This is a genomic window from Streptomyces noursei ATCC 11455, from assembly GCF_001704275.1.
Taxonomy (GTDB): domain Bacteria; phylum Actinomycetota; class Actinomycetes; order Streptomycetales; family Streptomycetaceae; genus Streptomyces; species Streptomyces noursei.
This window is the reverse complement of record NZ_CP011533.1, coordinates 1,192,507-1,212,276: the sequence shown is the minus strand read 5'-3', so window position 1 is coordinate 1,212,276 and position 19,770 is coordinate 1,192,507. Positions and strand designations below refer to the sequence as shown.

Annotated in this window: 16 protein-coding genes and 2 pseudogenes; 11 read left to right on the top strand and 7 right to left on the bottom strand. The window is 73.1% G+C overall.

Features of this window, described 5'->3' with window-relative positions; translation table 11 throughout:
* Position 1 precedes the first annotated feature (1 nt).
* The gene (locus SNOUR_RS04880) at positions 2–1,063 is read right to left on the bottom strand and encodes an ATP-dependent DNA ligase (RefSeq protein ID WP_067344159.1); all 1,062 of its coding nucleotides are present in this window, start codon (positions 1,061–1,063) and stop codon (positions 2–4) included.
* Between the two features lie 104 nt (positions 1,064–1,167).
* On the opposite strand from SNOUR_RS04880, the gene ligD reads away from it, so the two are divergent.
* Together ligD and SNOUR_RS04870 are read left to right on the top strand one after the other, a co-directional pair.
* Entirely contained in the window at positions 1,168–2,181 is a 1,014-nt protein-coding gene (gene ligD, locus SNOUR_RS04875) for a non-homologous end-joining DNA ligase (protein WP_174717843.1), read from the top strand.
* A gap of 147 nt (positions 2,182–2,328) precedes the next feature.
* Positions 2,329–2,697 (top strand): hypothetical protein, encoded by a 369-nt coding sequence (locus SNOUR_RS04870; protein WP_067344155.1) that lies wholly within the window; start codon positions 2,329–2,331, stop codon positions 2,695–2,697.
* Positions 2,698–2,782: 85 nt separating this feature from the next.
* On the opposite strand, the gene SNOUR_RS04865 is transcribed toward SNOUR_RS04870, so the two are convergent.
* Positions 2,783–4,327 (bottom strand): AMP-binding protein, encoded by a 1,545-nt coding sequence (locus SNOUR_RS04865; RefSeq protein ID WP_067344153.1) that lies wholly within the window; start codon positions 4,325–4,327, stop codon positions 2,783–2,785.
* 368 nt (positions 4,328–4,695) lie between these two features.
* Here SNOUR_RS04865 and SNOUR_RS04860 point away from each other — a divergent pair, with 368 nt between their 5' ends.
* Positions 4,696–6,780 (top strand): SpoIIE family protein phosphatase, encoded by a 2,085-nt coding sequence (locus SNOUR_RS04860; protein ID WP_067344152.1) that lies wholly within the window; start codon positions 4,696–4,698, stop codon positions 6,778–6,780.
* 308 nt (positions 6,781–7,088) lie between these two features.
* Positions 7,089–8,543: an APC family permease gene (locus tag SNOUR_RS04855; RefSeq protein ID WP_067344150.1), complete on the top strand. Its 1,455-nt coding sequence runs from the start codon at positions 7,089–7,091 to the stop codon at positions 8,541–8,543.
* Positions 8,544–8,599: 56 nt separating this feature from the next.
* On the opposite strand, the gene SNOUR_RS04850 is transcribed toward SNOUR_RS04855, so the two are convergent.
* Positions 8,600–8,941: a hypothetical protein gene (locus tag SNOUR_RS04850; RefSeq protein ID WP_067344148.1), complete on the bottom strand. Its 342-nt coding sequence runs from the start codon at positions 8,939–8,941 to the stop codon at positions 8,600–8,602.
* Positions 8,942–9,271: 330 nt separating this feature from the next.
* Between SNOUR_RS04850 and SNOUR_RS04845 the strand changes: the two genes are divergently transcribed.
* From SNOUR_RS04845 to SNOUR_RS47460, 3 genes are all read left to right on the top strand, one after another.
* Complete coding sequence (locus SNOUR_RS04845; RefSeq protein WP_067344146.1) at positions 9,272–11,995, top strand: SpoIIE family protein phosphatase; 2,724 nt, start codon at positions 9,272–9,274, stop codon at positions 11,993–11,995.
* 86 nt (positions 11,996–12,081) lie between these two features.
* Positions 12,082–13,422: an MFS transporter gene (locus tag SNOUR_RS04840; protein WP_312632013.1), complete on the top strand. Its 1,341-nt coding sequence runs from the start codon at positions 12,082–12,084 to the stop codon at positions 13,420–13,422.
* A gap of 184 nt (positions 13,423–13,606) precedes the next feature.
* Positions 13,607–13,837, top strand: coding sequence for a hypothetical protein (locus SNOUR_RS47460; RefSeq protein WP_067344144.1), 231 nt, complete (start codon positions 13,607–13,609; stop codon positions 13,835–13,837).
* 144 nt (positions 13,838–13,981) lie between these two features.
* On the opposite strand, the gene SNOUR_RS04830 is transcribed toward SNOUR_RS47460, so the two are convergent.
* The gene (locus SNOUR_RS04830) at positions 13,982–14,476 is read right to left on the bottom strand and encodes a MarR family winged helix-turn-helix transcriptional regulator (RefSeq protein ID WP_067344143.1); all 495 of its coding nucleotides are present in this window, start codon (positions 14,474–14,476) and stop codon (positions 13,982–13,984) included.
* Between the two features lie 52 nt (positions 14,477–14,528).
* Between SNOUR_RS04830 and SNOUR_RS04825 the strand changes: the two genes are divergently transcribed.
* From SNOUR_RS04825 to SNOUR_RS49170, 4 genes and pseudogenes are all read left to right on the top strand, one after another.
* Positions 14,529–15,203, top strand: coding sequence for a TIGR03086 family metal-binding protein (locus SNOUR_RS04825; protein WP_079142212.1), 675 nt, complete (start codon positions 14,529–14,531; stop codon positions 15,201–15,203).
* A 217-nt stretch (positions 15,204–15,420) separates the two neighbouring features.
* Positions 15,421–16,482, top strand: a complete 1,062-nt coding sequence (locus SNOUR_RS04820; RefSeq protein WP_067344141.1) for an isopenicillin N synthase family dioxygenase — start codon at positions 15,421–15,423, stop codon at positions 16,480–16,482.
* Positions 16,430–16,801: a solute carrier family 23 protein gene (locus SNOUR_RS49175; RefSeq protein WP_079142210.1), complete on the top strand. Its 372-nt coding sequence runs from the start codon at positions 16,430–16,432 to the stop codon at positions 16,799–16,801. Before SNOUR_RS04820 ends, SNOUR_RS49175 begins: the two co-directional genes overlap by 53 nt.
* Before the next feature lie 62 nt (positions 16,802–16,863).
* A pseudogene (locus SNOUR_RS49170) lies at positions 16,864–17,112 on the top strand (solute carrier family 23 protein); the annotation flags it as partial.
* Positions 17,113–17,247: 135 nt separating this feature from the next.
* On the opposite strand, the pseudogene SNOUR_RS49165 reads toward SNOUR_RS49170, so the two are convergent.
* The 3 genes and pseudogenes from SNOUR_RS49165 to SNOUR_RS04810 form a co-directional block, all read right to left on the bottom strand.
* Positions 17,248–18,099 (bottom strand): annotated as a pseudogene (locus SNOUR_RS49165) (amidohydrolase family protein); the annotation flags it as partial.
* Positions 18,099–18,224, bottom strand: a complete 126-nt coding sequence (locus tag SNOUR_RS48005) for a hypothetical protein (RefSeq protein ID WP_312636276.1) — start codon at positions 18,222–18,224, stop codon at positions 18,099–18,101. The pseudogene SNOUR_RS49165 and the gene SNOUR_RS48005, both read right to left, overlap by 1 nt.
* A 288-nt stretch (positions 18,225–18,512) precedes the next feature.
* Positions 18,513–19,715, bottom strand: a complete 1,203-nt coding sequence (locus tag SNOUR_RS04810; protein ID WP_067357704.1) for an MFS transporter — start codon at positions 19,713–19,715, stop codon at positions 18,513–18,515.
* Positions 19,716–19,770 lie beyond the last annotated feature (55 nt).

Below are 19,770 nucleotides of genomic sequence, written 5' to 3'. Positions count from 1 at the left end.
GTCAGTCGCCGAGCAGCTCGCCCAGGTCGTAGCCGACCGGCTCCTCCAACTGCGCGTAGGTGCAGCTCTCCGGCGTACGGTCGGGACGCCAGTGGCGGAACTGCGCGGTGTGCCGGAACCGGCTGCCCTCCATGTGGTCGTAGCCCACCTCGCACACCCGCTCCGGGCGCAGCGGCACCCACGACAGGTCCTTGCCGCCGCTCCAGCGGCTCGGCCCGCCCGGCATCCGGCGGCCGGCGTGCGCCGCCTCGTCGGCCCACGCGCCCCAGGGGTGCCCGGTGGCGTCGTCCATCCGCAGCGGTGCCAGCTCCTCGACGAGGGCGCGCCGCCGGGCCATGGGGAACGACGCGCACACCCCGACGTGCTGGAGGTGCCCGGCGTCGTCGTGCAGTCCGAGCAGCAGCGAGCCGACCACCGGCCCGCTCTTGTGCAGCCGGTAGCCCGCGACCACGCAGTCGGCGGTCCGGGCGTGCTTGACCTTGTACATCACCCGCTCGCCCGGCCGGTACGGCAGGTCCGGCGGTTTGGCGATCACCCCGTCCAGCCCGGCCCCCTCGAACTGCGCGAACCACCGCTGCGCCAGCTCCCGGTCGGTGGTGGCGGGCGCGAGGTGCACCGGCGCCCGGGCCGGCCGCACCGCCTCGACCAGGGCTTCCCGGCGGGCGGTCTGCGGTTCGTCCAGCAGCGAAGCGGAGTCCAGCGCCAGCAGGTCGAAGGCGACCAGCGAGGCGGGCGTGCGGGCGGCCAGCGTCCGCACCCGGGAATCGGCCGGGTGGATGCGCTCCAGCAGTTCCTCGAAGTGCAGCCGGCCGTCGTGCGCGATGACGATCTCGCCGTCCAGCACGCAGCGCGGCGGGAGTTCGGCCCGCGCCGCGGCCAGCACCTCGGGGAAGTAGCGGCTGAGGGACTTGGTGGTGCGGCTGGCGATCTCGACCTCGTCGCCGTCCCGGAACACGATGACGCGGAAGCCGTCCCACTTGGCCTCGTACTGCATGCCGGCGGGGATCTTCGCCACCGACTTGGCGAGCATGGGGGAGACCGGGGGCATCACGGGCAGGTCCATGCCCTCGATCCTGCGGGCCGGCGCCCGTTCCCGCCCGCCGGGACCGGCCGCCCCGCCGGGCCGCCCACCGCGCGGGGTTCCCCGGCGGACCCTAGCGTGGAGTCATGGCCGGAGCCCGAGCTGTGGAACTGGACGTCGCGGGGCGTGCGGTGCGCGTGTCGAACCCGGACAAGACGTACTACCCGGCGCGCGGATTCACCAAGTTGGACGTCGCCCAGTACTACCTGTCCGTGGCGGACGGGGTGCTGCGCGGCCTGCGGGACCGGCCGACGACCATGCAGCGGTTCCCCGACGGCGTCGAGGGCGAGTTCTTCTACCAGAAGCGGGCGCCCAAGGGGCTGCCGGACTGGCTGCCGACCGCCCGCATCACCTTCCCCAGTGGCAGGTTCGCGGACGAGATGTGTCCGAACGAACCCGCCGCCGTGGTCTGGGCGGCCAACCTGGGGTGCCTGACCTTCCACCCCTGGCCGGTCCGCCGGGCGGACACCGAGCACCCCGACGAGCTGCGGATCGACCTCGACCCGCAGCCCGGCACCGGCTTCGCCGACGCCGTCACCGTCGCCCACGAGCTGCGCGCGCTGCTGACCGAGCACGGGCTGCGCGGCTGGCCGAAGACCTCCGGCGGCCGCGGGGTGCACGTCTACGTACCGATCCGCCCGCACTGGACGTTCACCGAGGTCAGACGGGCCGCGATCGCCGTGGCACGGACGCTGGAGCGGCGGCTGCCCACGCTGGTGACCTCGGCCTGGTGGAAGGAGGAGCGCGGCGAGAAGGTGTTCGTCGACTACAACCAGATGGCCCGCGACCGCACCATCGCCTCGCCCTATTCGCTGCGCGCCCGGCCCCGGGCGACGGTCTCCACCCCGCTGCGCTGGGAGGAGCTGTCCGCCGTCGAGCCGGAGGACTTCGACCTGCGCACCGTCCCGCCCCGGTTCGCCGAACTCGGCGATGTCCACGCGGACATGGCCGACCACGCCTTCGGCCTGGAGGCCCTGCTGGAGCTCGCCGACCGGCACGCCGCCGACGAGGGGTTGGGCGACCTGCCCTATCCGCCGGACCACCCGAAGATGCCCGGCGAGCCCGCCAGGGTCCAGCCCAGCCGGGCCCGTAAGCACTGACCCGACCGGCCGCGGAACGCACCGTCGCGCGGTGCCCGTCCGGGCCCGGTCGTCCCGGCGGTACCCGTTCAGCCGCAATCCGCGGGCTGTTGGAGTGGCCGTCCGCTGCGCCTGCGAGGAACCCGGTACCGCGCGGTACCGATCACCTTGTCCGATTTCCTGCCATATCAGGAGCAGCGCATGCGTAAGTTCATAGGACGTTCCCTGGCCGTCGCGGTGCTCACCGCCGCGACGGTCGTCCCGACAGTCGGTATGGCCCAGGCTGCCTCTCAGGGGCAGACCGTCGCGGTGAGCGGGGATCACGGCCGTGGTCATCACGGTCGCAACCACCGTCACCGCCGGGACGACGACTGCGACTTCGTCGGCTTCGGCAAATTCGGCGAAGAGGGGCGATCCGGTCACGAGGGCCGTGAGGGCCATCGCGGCCGCGGCCACTATGAGCGGGAAGGCTGCGAGTTCCACGAGATCGGGCTCATCGGACGCATTCTCCGTGGCCTGTTGGGTTGGTGGTTCTGACCGTGCGCAGCCGGGCGGGCCGCCGCAGACACGTGCTGCGGCGGCCCGCTCTCACCGGTCCGGCGTCCCGGACCGGTCGATGTGATCAGGCCGCGGCGCCCGACTCCTCGGCGCGGCGCCGGAGTTCCTTCTTGTCCGGCTTGCCCGCGTCGGTCAGCGGCAGTGCCTCGGCGAAGGTGATCCGGGCCGGCTCGTACATCGGGCCGCGGACCTCGCGCACCATCGCGCGCAGCTGCTCCGCGTCGACGTCGCCGCCGGGGGTCCGCACCACCGTCGCGTGCACCCGCTCCATCCGGTCCGCGTCGCGGACGCCGTAGACGGCGCTCTGGAGTACCTGCGGGTGCGAGTTCAGCAGGTCCTCCAGTTCGGTGGTGTACACATGGCCGCCGACCACGACGATCATGTCCTTGAGCCGGTCGACGATGGTCAGGTAGCCCTCTTCGTCGACGAATCCGACGTCGCCGGTGTGCAGCCAGCCGTCCCGCAGCACCTCCGCGGTCAGTTCGGGCTGCTTCCAGTACCCCTGCATGATCATGCTGGAGCGGACGCAGATCTCGCCGTGCTCGCCGGGCGGCAGATCGCGTCCGGACTCGTCCCGGACCGCCACCTCGACATCGGGCAGCACCTTGCCGGCCGAGCGCAGTCGGTCGGGGCGCTCGGGGTCGTGGTCCTCCTGGGTGAGCACGCTGATGCCGCCGGCCTCGTTCTGGCCGTAGCCCTGCACCAGCACCGGGCCGAACGCCCGTACCGCGTCGGCCAGTCGGGCCGGCGACGCCTGGCAGCCGCCGTAGGTGACCATGCGCAGGCTGGAGGTGTCGGTGCCCGGCCGGTCGGGGTGGTCCATCAGCTGGTACAGCAGCGGCGGCAGCAGGAACAGGGCGGTGATCCGCTCCCGTTCGATGGTGGCGAGCGCCTCCTCGGCGTCGAAGTCGTCGAGCAGGACGACGGTGCCGCCGGAGCGCAGGACGCCGTCGGCCATGTAGCCGGCCGCGTGCGCGAGGGTGGTGCAGACCAACTGCCGGTGCACCACGTCCTCGAACTCCGGGAGCGCCCCGGTGAACCACCGCACCTGCTCGAAGCTGGTGCAGATGCCCTTGGGGTGGCCGGTGGTGCCGCCGGTGTGGCGGATGGTGCAGATGTCGTCGGGCCGGGCGTCGGTGACGAACGGCTCGTCGCTGTGGCCGGCCGCCAGCTCCAGCAGGTCGGTGCCCAGCTTGGCCGGGCCCAGCACCAGGACGTCCGGGACGGGCGCCAACTCGACCAGTTCCGCGGCCCGTTCGGCCAGCCGCGGATCGACGATCAGGGCGCGGGTCTCGACGTCGCGGACGATCGCGGCCTGGGAGTCGGCGGAGAGCTTGTTGTAGAGGTGGTTGACCCGGGCGCCGACGAGGTTGGCTGCGTAGCGGGCGGCGACGGTCTCCGGGAGGTTGCCGCTCAGCAGGGTGACGGTGGTGCCGCGCTGGACGCCGCGCTCGCGCAGGGCGCGGGCCATCCGCAGGACCAGTGCGCGGAACTCGCCGGCGGTGACCCGGCGGCCCTGGTGGACCAGGGCCTCGTGGCCGGGGTCGCGGTTAAGTGCATCGAGGTTCTCCTCCACATATGTGCGGAACGGCTGGTCGGATATGGGCATTGAGGGCTTCCTCCTGACCCCGGCGGCGTATGGGAGCACCCGGGGGTACGAAAACGATTATTGGTTGCCTCCAGCAACTAATGTCAGGGTAGTCCCAAGAGATCGACATCTCCAAGTCGGGTGCTCCCGCGCGGGCGTTGTCCGGCCACCGCTCAGTGGATCAATATCGTCAACCAGGTCGCCCAGGTGGGGGACGGCGGCACATAATGCTCCCTCCGGTACGGCCCTCGCCACTGGCGGGCCCTGCTCTGCCTGCGGGTCCGTCCGGTGTCGAGAGATGATGGAGGGCAGCGGCAGCACGGCACGACCGGTCCGTGCACGGAGCGCCACGGCTGTCGGTCTCGCGGACCGGCGGAAGGAGTGCCTGGATGGGTGCGACCGACGCGTTCCCGGAGAGTGCTGCCCAGGCCGGGGCCGGGCCGTCGCACCCCGGCGGGCTGCTCGATGTCCTGGGCGTGGCCGCCGTGATGCTGGACGCCAAGGGTCGGATCACGCTGTGGAGCCCGCAGGCGGAGGAGCTCTTCGGATGGCGCGCCGACGAGGCGCTCGGGCGGTCCGCCGCCCGGCTGCTGGTCCACCCCGAGCACGTGGAACTGGTCCTGCGGCTGTTCGCGGAGGTGATGTCCGGCGGGGAGAGCTGGGCCGGGGTCTTTCCCGTCCGGCACAAGGACGGCAGTACCCGACTGGTCGAGTTCCGCAACATGCGGCTCCAGGACGAACACGGCGCCTCCTACGCCCTGGGCATCGCCACCGACCAGGCCGTGCTGCGCGAGGTGGAGCGGGACCTGGCGCTGTCGGTGCGCCTGGTGGCCCAGTCGCCGATCGGGCTCGCGGTGCTCGACACCGACCTGCGGTTCGTCATGGTCAACCCGGCGCTGGAACGGATCAACGACCTGGCCGCCGAGCGGCACATCGGACGGCACGTCCGGGACGCGCTGTCCTTCCTGGACACCGACGCGATCGAGGAGCGGATGCGTGAGGTGCTGGCCACCGGCCGGCCGTTGCTGGACGACTTCTCCATCGGCCCCACCGCCACCCACCCCGACGCCGACCAGGCGTGGTCGGTCTCGTACTACCGGCTGGAGGACGCCAACGGGCGGGTGCTGGGCGTGGCGACCTCCGTCGTGGACGTCACCGACCAGCACCGGGCCGCGACCGAGGCCGCCCGCGCCCGCCGGCGCCTGGCGGTCATCGCGGACGCCTCGGCGACCGTCGGCACCACCCTCGACGTCGGCCAGACGGCCCAGGAACTGGCCGACGTCATCGTGCCCGAGCTCGCCGACCTGGCCGCCGTGGACGTCCTCGACGCCGTCCTGGACGGCCGCCGCCCCGCCGTGCGCGACCGCGGCGGGCCGGCCCGCTTCCGGGCGCTGGCGACCGCCGCGGCAGGCGAGACACCCGCCATGGGGGCCGCCGACCCCACCGGGCAGCTGGCCGCCTACGAGACCGAGCGGCTGATCACCCGCTGCGTCACCGAGGCCCGGCCGGTGCTGGTCACCGAGGTGGGCCCGGCGGACCGCCGGCACATCGCCGCCGACCAACGGGGCGCCGAGCTGCTGCGGGAGGCCGGGCTGCACTCCTATCTGGCGGTGCCGCTGATCGCCCGCGGCGAGGTGCTGGGCGCGCTGTCGCTCTACCGCACGGACAATCCGGTCCCCTTCGACGAGGACGACGCGGTGCTCGCCGTCGAACTGGCCGCCCGGGCGGCGGTCTGCATCGACAACGCCCGCTCCTACCAGAGCGAGCGCCGCACCGCGCTCACCCTCCAGCGGCACCTGATGAACCACCGGCCGCCGAAGCCCACCACCATGGACATCGCCTACCGCTACCAGCCCGCGCAGGCGGCCAGCGAGGTGGGCGGCGACTGGTTCGACGTCATCCCGGTCGCCGAGGACAAGACCGCGCTGGTGGTCGGCGACGTGATGGGCAGTGGCATCAACGCGGCGGCCACCATGGGGCAGTTGCGCACCACCACCCGCGCGCTGGCCGACCTCGACCTCGCCCCCGCCGAGGTGCTCCACCACCTCGACCACATCGCCGGCGGCCTCGACCCGGCGTTCGCGACCTGCCTCTACGCCGTCCACGACCCGCAGCGGGAGGAGTGCCGGATCGCCGTCGCGGGACACCTGCCGCCCGTCGTGGTGCGCCCCGGCCAACCGCCGGAACTCCTGGACCTGCCCACCGGCGCCCCGCTCGGCGTCGGTGGCGTGACCTTCGAGCAGACCACCGTGCCGCTGCGCGCCGGCGATCAACTGGTGCTCTACACCGACGGACTGATCGAGACCCGCGACCAGCCCATCGACGCCCGTCTGGACCTGCTCCTCGGGCTGCTCGCCGAGCCCGAGCGGCCGCTGGAGGAGCTCTGCGACCGCCTCCTGGGGGAACTGCGGCACGGCAACGACCACGACGACGTCGCGCTGCTGATCGCCCGCGTCCGGGGCCACGACGGCTGAAACCCGCCCCGTGGGGCGCGTGACGTGGAAAGTCGCCGGACCGCACCGCCGAAGAATCCGCAGCCCGCCAAAAAGCCCGCGGATTCCGCGCAGATAGGGCTAACTGAGCATGGATAGCTGTGTTTGCTGCGGCAAGAGCTGCGGATTTCGTTGCCGAATGAGGTTAACGAACTCTTGACGGGAGTGCCGGACGGAGGTTGTATTCCGGTCACCGCAGCGGCCCCGCAGTGCATCTGGTGCGACCGCTCGCCGGCACGCCACCCGTGGCAGTGCCACCCCTCCTGCCCTCCAGCACCGATGGGACCCGGATGACCGATATGCCCACCACGCCAGTTGCCACCGCCACCGCAGCGCCGAAGAGCCGGCCCGCGACACCGGCGGACAGTCCCAAACTCACCCGGTCGATCGGTGTGGTCGGCGGCACCCTGCTCACCCTGTCCTGCCTGACCCCGGCATCCTCGCTGTTCGTGATCGTGCCGGACTCGTTCGCCACCCTCGGCACCGGTACGGCACTGACCATCGCGATCGCGGCGGTGCTGTGCGTGGGAGTGGCGTTCACCTACTCCGAGCTGGGCACCCTGATCCCCAGCTCCGGCGGTGAGTACGCCATGGTCGGCACCCTGATGGGCCGGCTGGCCGGCTGGCTGGTCTTCGTGCTCTCCCTGATCGTCGTCATGATCGTGCCCCCGATCATCGCGCTGGGCACCGCCGACTACCTCGCCCCGCTGGTGCACCTGGACAAGCAGATGACGGCCGCCGCGGTCATGCTGCTGGCCACCGCCATGGGCCTGCTCGACCTGCGCGCCAACGCCTGGATCACCGGCATCTTCCTCGTACTGGAAGTGGTGGCCGCCGCGGTCGTGGCGTTCCTCGGCTTCAGCCACACGCAGCGGTCCGCGACCACCCTCATCCACCCCGTCATGGACGCCGGGCACGGCACCAGTACCGCGGTCACCGGCGGGCTGATCGTGGCCGGGCTCGCCACCGCGCTCTTCATCCTCCAGGGCTTCTCCACCGCCGTGTACCTGGCCGAGGAGATGGAGAACCCGCGGCGCAACGTCTCCCGCACCGTGCTGTGGACGCTCGCCATCGGCGCCGCCGTGGTCCTCGTCCCGGTCGTCGCCATCACCCTCGGCGCCCCCGACCTGGCGACCCTCGGCGCCGGCAACCTCGCCGGAATGGTCCAGGGCTGGAGCAACTCCGCCGTCGGCACCTTCGTCAGCCTGTGCATCGCCCTGGCGATCATCAACGCGGCGATCGTGATGGTGATCCAGAACTCCCGGGTGGTCTTCTCCTCCGCCCGCGACGCCGCCTGGCCGACCCCGGTCAACCGGATCTTCTCGCACGTCGGCAAGCGCTTCGGGTCACCCTGGGCGGCCACCCTCGCGGTCGGCGTCCCCGGCGCCGCGCTGTGCTTCGTCACCCTCGACACCCTCAACGAGGTGACCGGCGTGGCGGTGGCCGGCATGTACGTCTTCGTCGCGCTGGGCGCGTTGGTCTCCCGCCGAGGCGAGCACAAGCACCGGCTGGCCTGGCGGATGCCGCTGTGGCCGGTGGTCCCCGCGCTGATCGTGATCGTCCTGGCGTGGGTGCTGTGCCAGCAGAGCGCCGAAAGCCTGCTGATCACCGGCGGGGTGATCGCGGTGGCCGGCGTCTACTGGGCGGTCTACCTCCGCCCGCGACAGGACAGCCACTGGGTCATCTCGGTCCCGGAGGACGAAATGGCCGGAACCACGGAGACGACGGAACCGGCCCGACCCTGACCCGTCCGACGGCCCCCGGGCGCTGCCCCGGGTCCGTCGTCAAACGCCCCGTCCGCTCACCGGCCGTCCGGCCGGGACAGCGCGAGCGCGTCCAACAGCAGACACACGTGGTCGACGGCGTCCCGCCCGGCGGGGCCGTCGGCCACGTCCGTCGTGTCCAGCAGCCCCGCGGTGGAGCGCAGCAGCGCCAGCAGGCCCGCGCTCACCGGCGCCGCCGGCTCCGGGAGGGCGAGGGCGGCACGGATCTGCTCGGCATCGAGCGGCAGCCCCGTCTCCAGGAAGCGGAACAGCGCGACGGCGGTCTTCCGGTCCGCGTCGTTCGGCTGCCACGCTCCGCGCGCATGGTGGTCGATGAGCACGGCCGCCTCGGCACGGATCTCCTCTGCTGCAACATGCATGCCCACGAACGTCTCATACGCGCCCGGCGGCCCTCGGAGCGGCCCCGGCCGTTCCCCGACTTCCCCCACGCCTCACCCAACTCCCGAGTAAACCCCGCTGACCAGGAACGTTGCGTGTGGCGCCGGGCCCGCCCGGCAGATTCGCGGCCGGTCCGCAACCGTCCCGCCCTGTGGGAAGAGTTACATGTACGCGACCGGGGAGTGCACACCCGTAGCCGGGAAACATACCGACAGGTTTTACTGACGCTGCTGTGCCGCACGCTTTCCGGCGCCGCTGCGCTGCGCAGTGTGCGGCTCGCCCACCGTATGCGGGAGGTGTAGAAAGGGGACATGGCCGGACGCTACGGCCGCCCGCGTTCGGTTCTGAGGATGCGAACTGTCGCTGGTCAGGTCTTTCTCCTGCAAGTGGCGATCGTGGTCTTGCTCGTCGCCGCCGCCATCGTGGCCCTGGTGCTGCAGTCCGGGACCGACGCGGAACGGGAGGCCCGGAACCGCTCGGTCGCCGTGGCCGAGACCTTCGCCAACTCCCCCGGCCTGGAGGAGGCGCTCAAGAGCCCCGACCCCACGGCCGTGCTCCAGCCACGGGCCGAGGCCGCCCGAAAGGGCTCGCAGGTCGACTTCCTCGTCGTCATGAGCACCCACGGCATCCGCTACACCCACCCGCTCCCCGACCGGATCGGCAAGAAGTTCGTCGGCACCATCGGGCCCGCGCTGGCCGGCAAGGTGGTCACCGAGAAGATCACCGGCACCATCGGCCCGCTCGTCCAGGCGGTGGTGCCCGTCATCGGTCACGACGGCAAGGTCGTCGGCCTGGTCTCCGCGGGCATCACCATCAGCAAGGTCAGCGGCGTCGTCGACGATCAGTTCCCGCTGCTGTTCGGCGTCGCGGCCGGCGTGCTGCTGCTGACCACCGGCGGCACCGCGCTGGTCAGCCGACGGCTGCGGCGGCAGACCCACGGGCTGGGGCCGGAAGAGATGACGCGGATGTACGAGCACCACGACGCGGTGCTGCACGCCGTCCGGGAAGGAGTGATCATCGTCCGCGGCGACGGGCGACTGGTGCTCGCCAACGACGAGGCCCGACGGCTGCTCGACCTCCCGCCCGACGTCGAGGGCCGCCAGGTCGCCGAGCTGGGGCTCGACCCGGCCACCGCGCTGCTGCTGGAGTCCGGCCGGATCGTCACCGACGAGGTGCACCCGGTCGGGGACCGGCTGCTCGCGGTCAACCAGCGCTCCACCGAACGCGCCGGTGGCCCGCCCGGCAGCGTCACCACCCTCCGCGACACCACCGAACTCCGGGCCCTGACCGGCCGCGCCGACCTCGCCCGCGGCCGGCTGAAGCTGCTCTACGACGCCGGCGCCGAGATCGGCACCACCCTCGACGTGGTGCGCACCTGCGAGGAACTGGCCCGGTTCGGCGCCGAGCGGTTCAGCGATCTCGTCACCGTCGACCTGGCCGAGTCGGTGCTGAGCGGCGAGGAGCCCGCCACCGGGCCGGCCATCGAGATGCGCCGCACCGCCGTCGCCGGCGAGGTGCCCAACGGGTCGCTCTACCCGGTCGGCGAGCCGATGCGGTTCGCGTCCACCACCGTGCTCGGCACCCGGCTGCCGGCCGGCGAACCGGTCCTGGAGGCCGACCTCGCCGCGTTCTCCGGCTGGCAGCGGCAGGACCCCGAGCGCGCCCGGCAGATCGTCGCGCACGGCATCCACTCGTTGATCGCGGTGCCGCTGCGGGCCCGCGGGGTGATCCTCGGCGTGGTCCTCTTCTGGCGCTCGCACACCCCCGAGGCGTTCGACGACGAGGACCTCTCGCTGGCCGAGGAACTGGTCGCCCGCGCCGCGGTGAGCCTCGACAACGCCCGCCGCTACACCCGCGAGCACACCATGGCGGTCACCCTCCAGCGCAGCCTGCTGCCGCGCGCCCTGCCGGACCAGAACGCCGTCGAGGCCGCCTTCCGCTATCTGCCCGCGCAGGCCGGGATCGGGGGGCTGGGCGGCGTCGGCGGCGACTGGTTCGACATCATCCCGCTGCCCGGCACCCGGGTCGCGCTGGTCGTCGGCGACGTCGTCGGGCACGGTCTGCACGCCGCCGCCACGATGGGCCGGCTGCGCACCGCGGTCCACAACTTCGCCAACCTCGACGTCCCGCCCGACGAGCTGCTGTGGCACCTCGACGAGCTGGTCACCCGCATCGACCAGGACGAGGGCGCGGAGGGCACCGGCAACGGTCCCAAGGCCCCGGTCACCGGCGCCACCTGCCTCTACGCCATCTACGACCCGGTCACCGGCGCCTGCACCATGGCCCGCGCCGGGCACGTCCAGCCGCTGCTGCTGCGGCCGGACGGCGGCGCGGAGTTCGTCGAGGTGCCCGGCGGCCCGCCGCTCGGGCTCGGCGGGATGCCCTTCGACACCTGCCGGCTGGAACTCCCCGAGGGCAGCCGCCTCGTCCTCTACACCGACGGGCTCGTCGAGGACCGCGCCCGCGACATCGACGAGGGCATGGCGCTGCTGCGCCGCACCCTCGGCGGCCACCCCGGTCGGACCCCGGAGGACACCTGCGAGGCGGCGCTCGACGCGCTGCTGCCGGACCACCCGGTCGACGACATCGCCCTGCTGGTCGCCCGCACCCGACGGCTGGCCGCCGCGCAGATCGCCGACTGGGAGGTACCCGCCGACCCGTCCGCGGTCGCCCAGGTGCGCGCCGCGGCGGTCCGCAAACTGATCGAGTGGGGGCTGGCCGACGAGGCGTTCACCACCGAGCTGATCCTCAGCGAGCTGGTCACCAACGCCATCCGCTACGCCTCCGGCCCGATCCACGTCCGGCTGATCCGCGACTCCTCGCTGATCTGCGAGGTCGCCGACCACAGCAGCACCTCCCCGCACCTGCGGCACGCCGCCACCACCGACGAGGGCGGTCGCGGCCTCTTCCTGATCGCGCAGCTGGCCGAGCGGTGGGGCACCCGCTACACGGGCGACGGCAAGGTGATCTGGACCGAGCAGGCGCTGGCCGACGCGGACCGGGCTTCGCAGGCACCGGGCGATCACGGCTACTGACCGGCCAACTCTCGACTGCTACCCTCCAGTTGCGCGAGACGCGCGGCGGCCGGGGGAGCAGCCGCACCGGGGGAGGACGCAGTCACATGACGGGGACGAACGACGCTTCGCGGATCCGCGACACGGCGGCCGGTACCGCCGCCGGGTACCCGGCGGCGGTACCGGCCAAGCGCTGGGTCTATGTCATCCCGGTGGCCGCGATCATGTACATGCTGGCCTACCTCGACCGCAACAACGTCTCCGTCGTCCTCCCGTACATGCACGGCGACCTGGACCTCTCCAACGCCGACAAGGGCCTGGCCGGCGGCATCTTCTTCCTCGGCTACGTCTTCCTGCAGATCCCGGCGGCGGTCCTCGCCCAGCGCTGGAGCGCCCGGAAGACCGTCCTGATCCTGATGGTCGCCTGGGGCCTGTCCGCGGTCCTGTCCGGCCTGGTGCAGACCCGCGCCCAGTTCTACGCCGCGCGGTTCGTGCTGGGCTTCTTCGAGGGCGGTGTCTGGCCGGCCGTCCTCATCCTGCTCGCCTCGTGGTTCCCGCTCCGCGAGCGGGCCCGCGCCAACGCGCTGTGGATGGCCTGTCTGCCGCTGTCGTCGGTGCTGATGGCGCCGCTGTCCGGCTGGATGCTCGACCACGCAGGCTGGCGCTGGGTGCTCGTCCTCCAGGGGCTGCCGCCGCTGGTGTGGGCGGTGGTCTGGTGGTTCGCCGTCGCCGACCGTCCCGCCCAGGCCCGCTGGATCTCCTCCGCGGAGGCCGACCACCTGGCCCGGACCATCGCCGCCGACGAGGCCGCCAAGCCCGTGGCGGGCGGCGGTTCCTACCTCGGCGCGGTCCGGCAGCCGTCGGTCCTGGTCCTCATCGGGGTCTACTTCTTCTGGATCACCGGTTTCTACGGTTTCAGCCTCTGGCTGCCCGCCGTCATCAAGGAGCTCACCCACAACGGCTCCGCCACCGAGGTCGGGCTGCTGACCGCGGTCCCGTTCACCGTCGCGCTCGTGGCGATGATCGCCAACGCCGCCTGGTCGGACCGCACCGGCCGACGGCGGCAGGCGGTCGCCCTGCCCCTGGTCGTGGGCATCGTCGCGCTGCTGCTCGGTCAGGCGGTGCACGGCGCGCTGCCGCGGATGCTGCTGCTGTGCGTCACGGCCGCCGCGGTCTACGCGCCCTACGGCCCCTTCTGGGCGATCCCCGGCCAGCTGCTCCGCTTCGAGGTGGTGGCCGTGGCGATGGGGCTGATCAACGCGCTCGGCAACCTCGGCGGTTTCGCCGGTCCGTACCTGGTCGGCTGGCTCACGGATGCCACCGGGACCAGTCTGACCGGCTTCGCGGTGCTCGCCGGCTTCCTGGCGGTGGCCGTCATTCTGGTGACGCTCGGGCTGCGACCGGTCCCCGCACCGCCCCGTGACCGTTCCGGGGACGCCCCGGCGTAGTCCGCCAACTCGGTGGCAAAGACGGAGAGTTGATGCGAACGCGGCCCGGTGGCGAGGCGGTGGGGTCGCCGGTTCCGGGTGACGGGGCCCGCACGATTGGCGGTAGGTGGGGTTTTGGTCGGTATCGCCAGGGTGATTCCTGAAAGCGCTGATAATCACACTTCGAGCTTCCTGAGGAGCAGACATGCGTATCCGTGCCGCGATCGCTGCCAGCACCCTGGCCGCCACCCTCGTCCTCGGCGCGGCGGGCACCGCCCTCGCCGGGGACGACGACCAGAACGAGCGCAGCTACGGCAAGGGCTGGTACCAGGGCTACTCGTTCGACGCGGCCGTCATCGACGGCAACCCGATCTTCCATGACGGTGCGCACCGGGGTCACTTCGCACACGGCAGGGAGCGCGCCTGGGAGAACTGAGCGGGCGCCGGGCCGGCGGGCCCGGTGTTCCCGCGTCGTGTCATCGGACGCAGCAGCACGCGGGTGCCGGCTGGGAACCACCGCCTTCGGGCGGGCCCGGCCGGCACCCGCCGCGTTCGCTGCCGGGTCGTCCTCCGGGGGCGCTCAGGCGTCGCCGGAGGTGCGGTGCGGCGGGATCCCGGGGAGGGCGTGCAGGGCCAGCAGGCCGCGCACGAAACCCTCCCGGTCGGCGGCCGGGAGGCGGGTGAGCAGGTCTTCCTCGCCGCGCTGGATGTCCCTCTGGACGGCGTCCCGCACGCGCCGTCCGTCGGGGGTGAGGGAGACCAGCCGGACCCGGCGGTCCCCCGGGTCGGGACGGCGGTGGATCAGCCCGCGGGACTCCAGGTCGTCGAGGACCGGGATGATCCGGGTCCGGTCGGCCCGGATGGCGTCGGCCAGGGCGGCCTGGGTGCGGATCGGGGTGTCGTCGAGGCGCAGCAGCACGGAGTAGGCCCACATGGTCAGGCCGTGCGCGTCCAGGACCGGCCGCTCGGCGTCCACCAGGGCGCGGCACAGCGGGACCAGCATCGCGGCCAGGTCGGGGCGGGCCGTCGGCCGCCCTCCGGTCGGGGTGTCCCTGGGTGCTGCGTTCTCGGCCATGGAAAGGAAAATACCCCTTGACAGATCATGTGCTCGCGCAGATCGTAGGCACATGCATACGAACTCGGAACGGGACGCGGTGGACGAGGTGTTCGCGACGACGGGAGCGCCGGACCTGGACCGCCTGCGCAGGCTCGACGCCCGCGCGGTGCGCGACAGCGTGGCACTGGTGAACCGGCTGGCTCCCGGGGATCTCGCCCGGCCGACGCCCTGCGCCGGCTGGGACCTGGCGGCGCTGCTCGGCCATCTGACGGCTCAGCACCGGGGGTTCGCGGCGGCGGCACTGGGGCGCGGGCAGGACCTGGCGCACTGGGCGGTCCGCCCGCTCGGCGACGACATCGCGACGGTGGTGACGCGCTACCGCCATGCCGCCGAGGACGTCCTCGCGGCCTTCGTGACCGTGGACGACCCCGACCGCCCGTTCGCGCTCCCGGAATTCACCACCGAGCGGACCGTCCCCGCCGCCCGGGCCATGGGCTTCCACCTCATCGACTACGTCGTCCACAGCTGGGACCTCGCCCGCACGCTGGACCTGCCCTACGCGCCGGACCCCGAACTCCTCGACGCGTCGCTGCCGATCGCCCGCGCCGTCCCCGACGGCCCGAACCGGCTCGCCGCCGGCAGCTCCTTCCGGCCCGGCCTGCCGGTGGCCGAGGGTGCCGGGGAACTGGACCGGATCCTGGCGCTGCTGGGACGCGCGCCGGACTGGCGGGCGCCGGCGCGCTGAGGGGCTGCGCGCGTGTCCGGAAATCGGCGAAGACGCGCCGCATAAAGGGAAGTCGACGAGGTGTCCCGGTCAATGGGCGGCTGATTTCGGCTTGTTCGGTTCGGGAGCGTTAACAAGAAGTTCATCAAACTGTTGAAGCGGATAGGGGAGGGTGGGCGCCGCGCGGGACCGGCGGACGCCCCCGGGAGGGGAACGGCGCGAGGGAAGGAAGTCTGCGATGGGCAGGGCCACGGCCGTGAACGGGGCACTCGACGTACCCGTCATCGACATCTCCGCCTGGGCGGACGGCACCGCCGCCGACCGGGCCGGCATCGCGGGCGAGATCGACCGGGCCGCCCGCACCGTCGGATTCATGCAGATCAAGGGGCATGGGATCGCCGACGCCGCGGCGCACGCGTTCGCCGCGGCGCTGGACGCCTTCTTCGCCCTCCCGATGGACGAGAAGAAGGCGCTGCGCTCCCCGTCCCCGGGCGTCAACCGCGGCTACACCCCGCCGCGCACCGAGAAGCTCAGCCTGAGCCTGGGCGTACCGGCGGCGGCCGAGGACCTCTTCGAGGCGTTCAACGTCGGGGCGGAGGCCGCCGCCTTCCCGGATCTGGACCTGCCCGCGGCCCACTACCCGGCCAACATCTGGCCGGCACTGCCGGGATTCCGGGAGGCGGTGGAGGAGTGGTGCGCCCAGGCCGGCGGGCTCGCCCGCCGGTTGACCGGGATCTTCGCGCACGCCCTGGATCTGCCGGCGGACCACTTCGCACCGTTCACCGACCACTCCCTCGACGTGCTCCGGATGAACCACTACCCGCCCCCCGAGCGCGAAGTGGTCCTCGACCGCGACCGGATGGGCATGGGCGCCCACACCGACTACGGCATCGTCACCGTGCTGTGGGCCGACCGGATCCCCGGGCTGCAGATCCTCGACACCGACGGGCGCTGGCACGACGTGCTGCCGGAGCCCGACTGCCTCCTCGTCAACCTCGGTGATCTGCTGGCCCGTTGGACCAACGACCGGTGGCGCTCGACGCTGCACCGGGTGCTGCCGCCGACCGACGCCACCGGGCGGGTGGTGCGCCGCCGCTCCACCGCCTTCTTCCACGACGGCAACTGGGATGCCGAGATCAGCGCTCTGCCCGGCTGCGTCCCGGCGGGCACCGAGCCGCTGTACCCGCCCACGACCGTCGGCCGGCACCTCGCCGAGAAACTGGGCGGCTCCCGGGCAGGGAATCCCAATGCCAACTCGCCCCGCGAGGCGGCCCGACTGCGTGCCGCCAAGGGTGACTGACCATCACCACAGCCCTCGCGCCGCCCGTGCCGACGGGGAACGGCACCCCACCGCCGGCCGGACGGTGGGCCTCGGTGTGCAGCACGCGCTGGTGATGTACGCGGGGGCCATCGCGGTGCCGCTGATGTTCGGGGCCGGTGCGGGCTTGGACGAGGCGTCGGTCGGCGTCCTGGTCAACACGGACGTCTTCGTCGCCGGCGTCATCACCCTCGTGCAGAGCCTGGGCGTCGGGCGCCTCCTCGGCGCCAGGCTGCCGCTGGTGACCGGCGGCTCCTTCGTCTGCGTCACCCCCATGGCAAGGCGGTGGAGCGGCCACTGACCGACCGGGCCCTGCGGCGCGGCCTGTCCGCCGACGGTCTGTGAGGTGTGCTCGGCGGCGCCATGAACTCCTTCCCCGACACCGTCTTCGCCGGGAACATCGGGCTCACCCTCATGACCGGCGTCCGCAGCCGGTACGTCACCGCGGCCGGCGGCGCCGCCATGGTGCTCCTGGGCGTGCTCCCCAAGCTGGGCGAGTTGATCGCCTCCCTGCCCCAACCGGTCGTCGGTGGCGCCTCGTTGATGTGCTTCGCCACCATCGCGATGGTCGGCATCTCCCTTCTGCGCCGGGCCGCGCTGGACCACGGCGACAACCTCCTCGTCGCGGCGGCGGCGATCGGGGTCGGGATGCTGCCGGTCGTCGCCCCGCGGATCCACCACCGCTTCCCGCAACTTCTCCTCCAGGGCGGGGAGTTGAGGATGCCCGTCGGCCAGGAGGACCCGGCCGCCGACGACCGTGGCCCAGGCCCGGGACGGCGCACAGCGCAGCCATGCCTCGACCGGGTCGGTGAGCGCCCCGGCCAGCGCCACCTCGGGGGTGTCCCAGACCACGAGGTCGCCGCAGGCCCCCGGGCGCAGATGTCCCAGCTCGTCCGCCCGGCCCGGACAGCGGGCCGAGCCGCGGGTGGCGAGGTCCAGCGCGTCCCGGGCGGTCATCGTCGTCGGGCCGCCGCGGTACCGGCCCAGCAGCAGGGCGCTCCGGGTCTCCAGCCACAGCGAGGCGTGGTCGGTCGAGGCGGAGCCGTCGCAGCCGATGCCGACCGCCATCCCGAGCCCGCGCATCTCCCGGACCGCCGCGGTGCCGCCCGCGATCAGCATGTGGGAGCTGGGGCAGTGCGCCACCCCGACGCCGGCGGCGGCGAGTGCGGCGAGCTCGGCCTCGCCGGGGTGGATGCAGTGCGCGACCCAGGTCCGGTCGGTCATCCAGCCGACGGACTCGAAGTACTCGACGGGACGGCAGCCGTAGGTCGCCAGACAGTACGCGTCCTCGTCCGGGTCCTCGGCGAGGTGGGTGTGCAGCCGGACGTCGAGCCGCTCGGCCAGCTCGGCGGTGGCGGTCATCAGCTCCGTGGTGACCGAGAACGGTGAGCAGGGCGCGAGCGCGACCCGGATCAGCGCGCCGGGGGCCGGGTCGTGGTAGGCGCGGACCAGGCGTTCGCTGTCCGCCAGCACCTCCTCGGCGGCCTGGGTGATCGAGCGGGGCGGCAGACCGCCGTCCTCGGTCGACCGGGTCATCGAGCCGCGGGTGGCGTGGAAGCGGAAGCCGAGGTCCTGGGCGGTGCGGACCTGGGCGTCGATCAGACGGGGCCGCGGATCTCGGTTTCGGCGTCCACGACCAGCAGGCGGGCGTCGCGGACGAGCAGCTCGCAGTCGTCGGGCGGGGCGGCGTCGGCCGGGCGGGCGGTGGCGCGGGTGTCGGTCATACGGGGACTCCTGGGGTGCGGCGTGCCGAGTGCCGGCACGGGGCTCGATGCATGCGCGCGGGCCCTGTACCGGTGTGGTGCGCGGCCACCGGATCGTCACCGCCGGGTCTGCCGGCGGACGGGCGGCCCTCCTTCCGGACGTCTCGCTCCTGTGGGTGTCCGGGCGTTCCCCGGGGGCGTCGCCGTGTCGTCGCCGACGCTCGCGGACCATCCAACCCGACTGTGGGAAACGGTCGTTGGAGCCCTGCCCGGGATCCGGCCGGTCAGTCCCGAGGGGACACACGGGGTTCAGGCGGCGTCCTCCGCCGGCAGGGGGTGCCGCAGGACGTACCCGCCGACCGCCACCGCCACCGCGATGACGCATCCGGCGAAGACGAGCCCCGCACCGCGCAGCCCCAGGGCCATGGTGAGCGCGCCGACGCCCACCACCGGCAGGGAGATGCCGAGGTAGGCGACGAGGAAGAAGGCGGACAGGGTGCCGCCGCGGTGCTCCGGCGGGGCCGCGGCGCCCACCACGGTGAGTCCGGCGCGGAACGCCAGGCCCTGGCCGGTGCCGCCGCACAGCGCGCCGGCGACCAGGACGGGCAGCGAGTCCGCGGCGAGCGAGGCGCCGACCAGACAGAGCCCCAGCACCAGGATCAGACAGCCGACCGGCAGGGCGGTGCGGGCGCCGAGCCGGCCGGTCAGGGCCTGGCCGAGCGTCGAGCCCAGGAAGACCGTGCAGACGACCGCCCCGGAGACCGCGAGGTTGTGCTCGCCGAGGGTCCGCGCGACGAAGCTCGGCGCGATCGCGGTGAACAGCCCGAGGAGCGCGAAGCCGGCGAACGCGGCGATGGCGGCGGGGGCGAACACCCCGCGGACGGCCGGGGGGATCCGCAGCCCCTGGGGGCGCGGGGAGCGGGGCCGGCTCGGGTGCGCGACGGTCTCCGGCAGGAACCAGGTGACCAGGGCGGCGAGGACCAGCAGGACCAGGTGGACGAGGAAGGGGAGGGCCAGTGGCCGGGGCGCGTACTGGGCGAGCAGCCCGGCCAGCAGCGGGCCGCAGCCCAGTCCGCCCATGTTGGCGGCGGTGGCGGCGAAGCTGGCCCGGGATTCCCGCCCGGGGCGGGCCAGTTCGAGGACGGCGGCGGTGCCGGCGCCGCTGAACAGCCCGGCGGCGAAGCCGGACAGCACCCGGCCGAGCAGCAGCAGCGGCAGCCCGCCCTCGAGGAGGAAGCACAGGGCGCTCGCCGCGGACAGGCCCAGCGCGGCGAACAGCACCGGGCGCCGGCCGGTGGCGTCGGAGACGTTGCCGGCGCCGAACAGCACCGCGATCACCCCGACGGCGTAGGTGGCGAAGACCACCGTCACCATCAGCTCGGAGAAGCCCAGTTGCTGCCGGTAGAGCCCGTAGAGGGGGGTGGGCAGGGTCGTCCCGGCCATGCCGATCGCGAAGACGCCCGCCGCGGCGGGGCTGCCGAGGCGGCGCTCCCGCCCGGTGCGCACGGTCATGGCGTCAACGTAGGCGCCGGCACCCCGGCCGGCCAGGACCGGTGCCCCGCGTGGC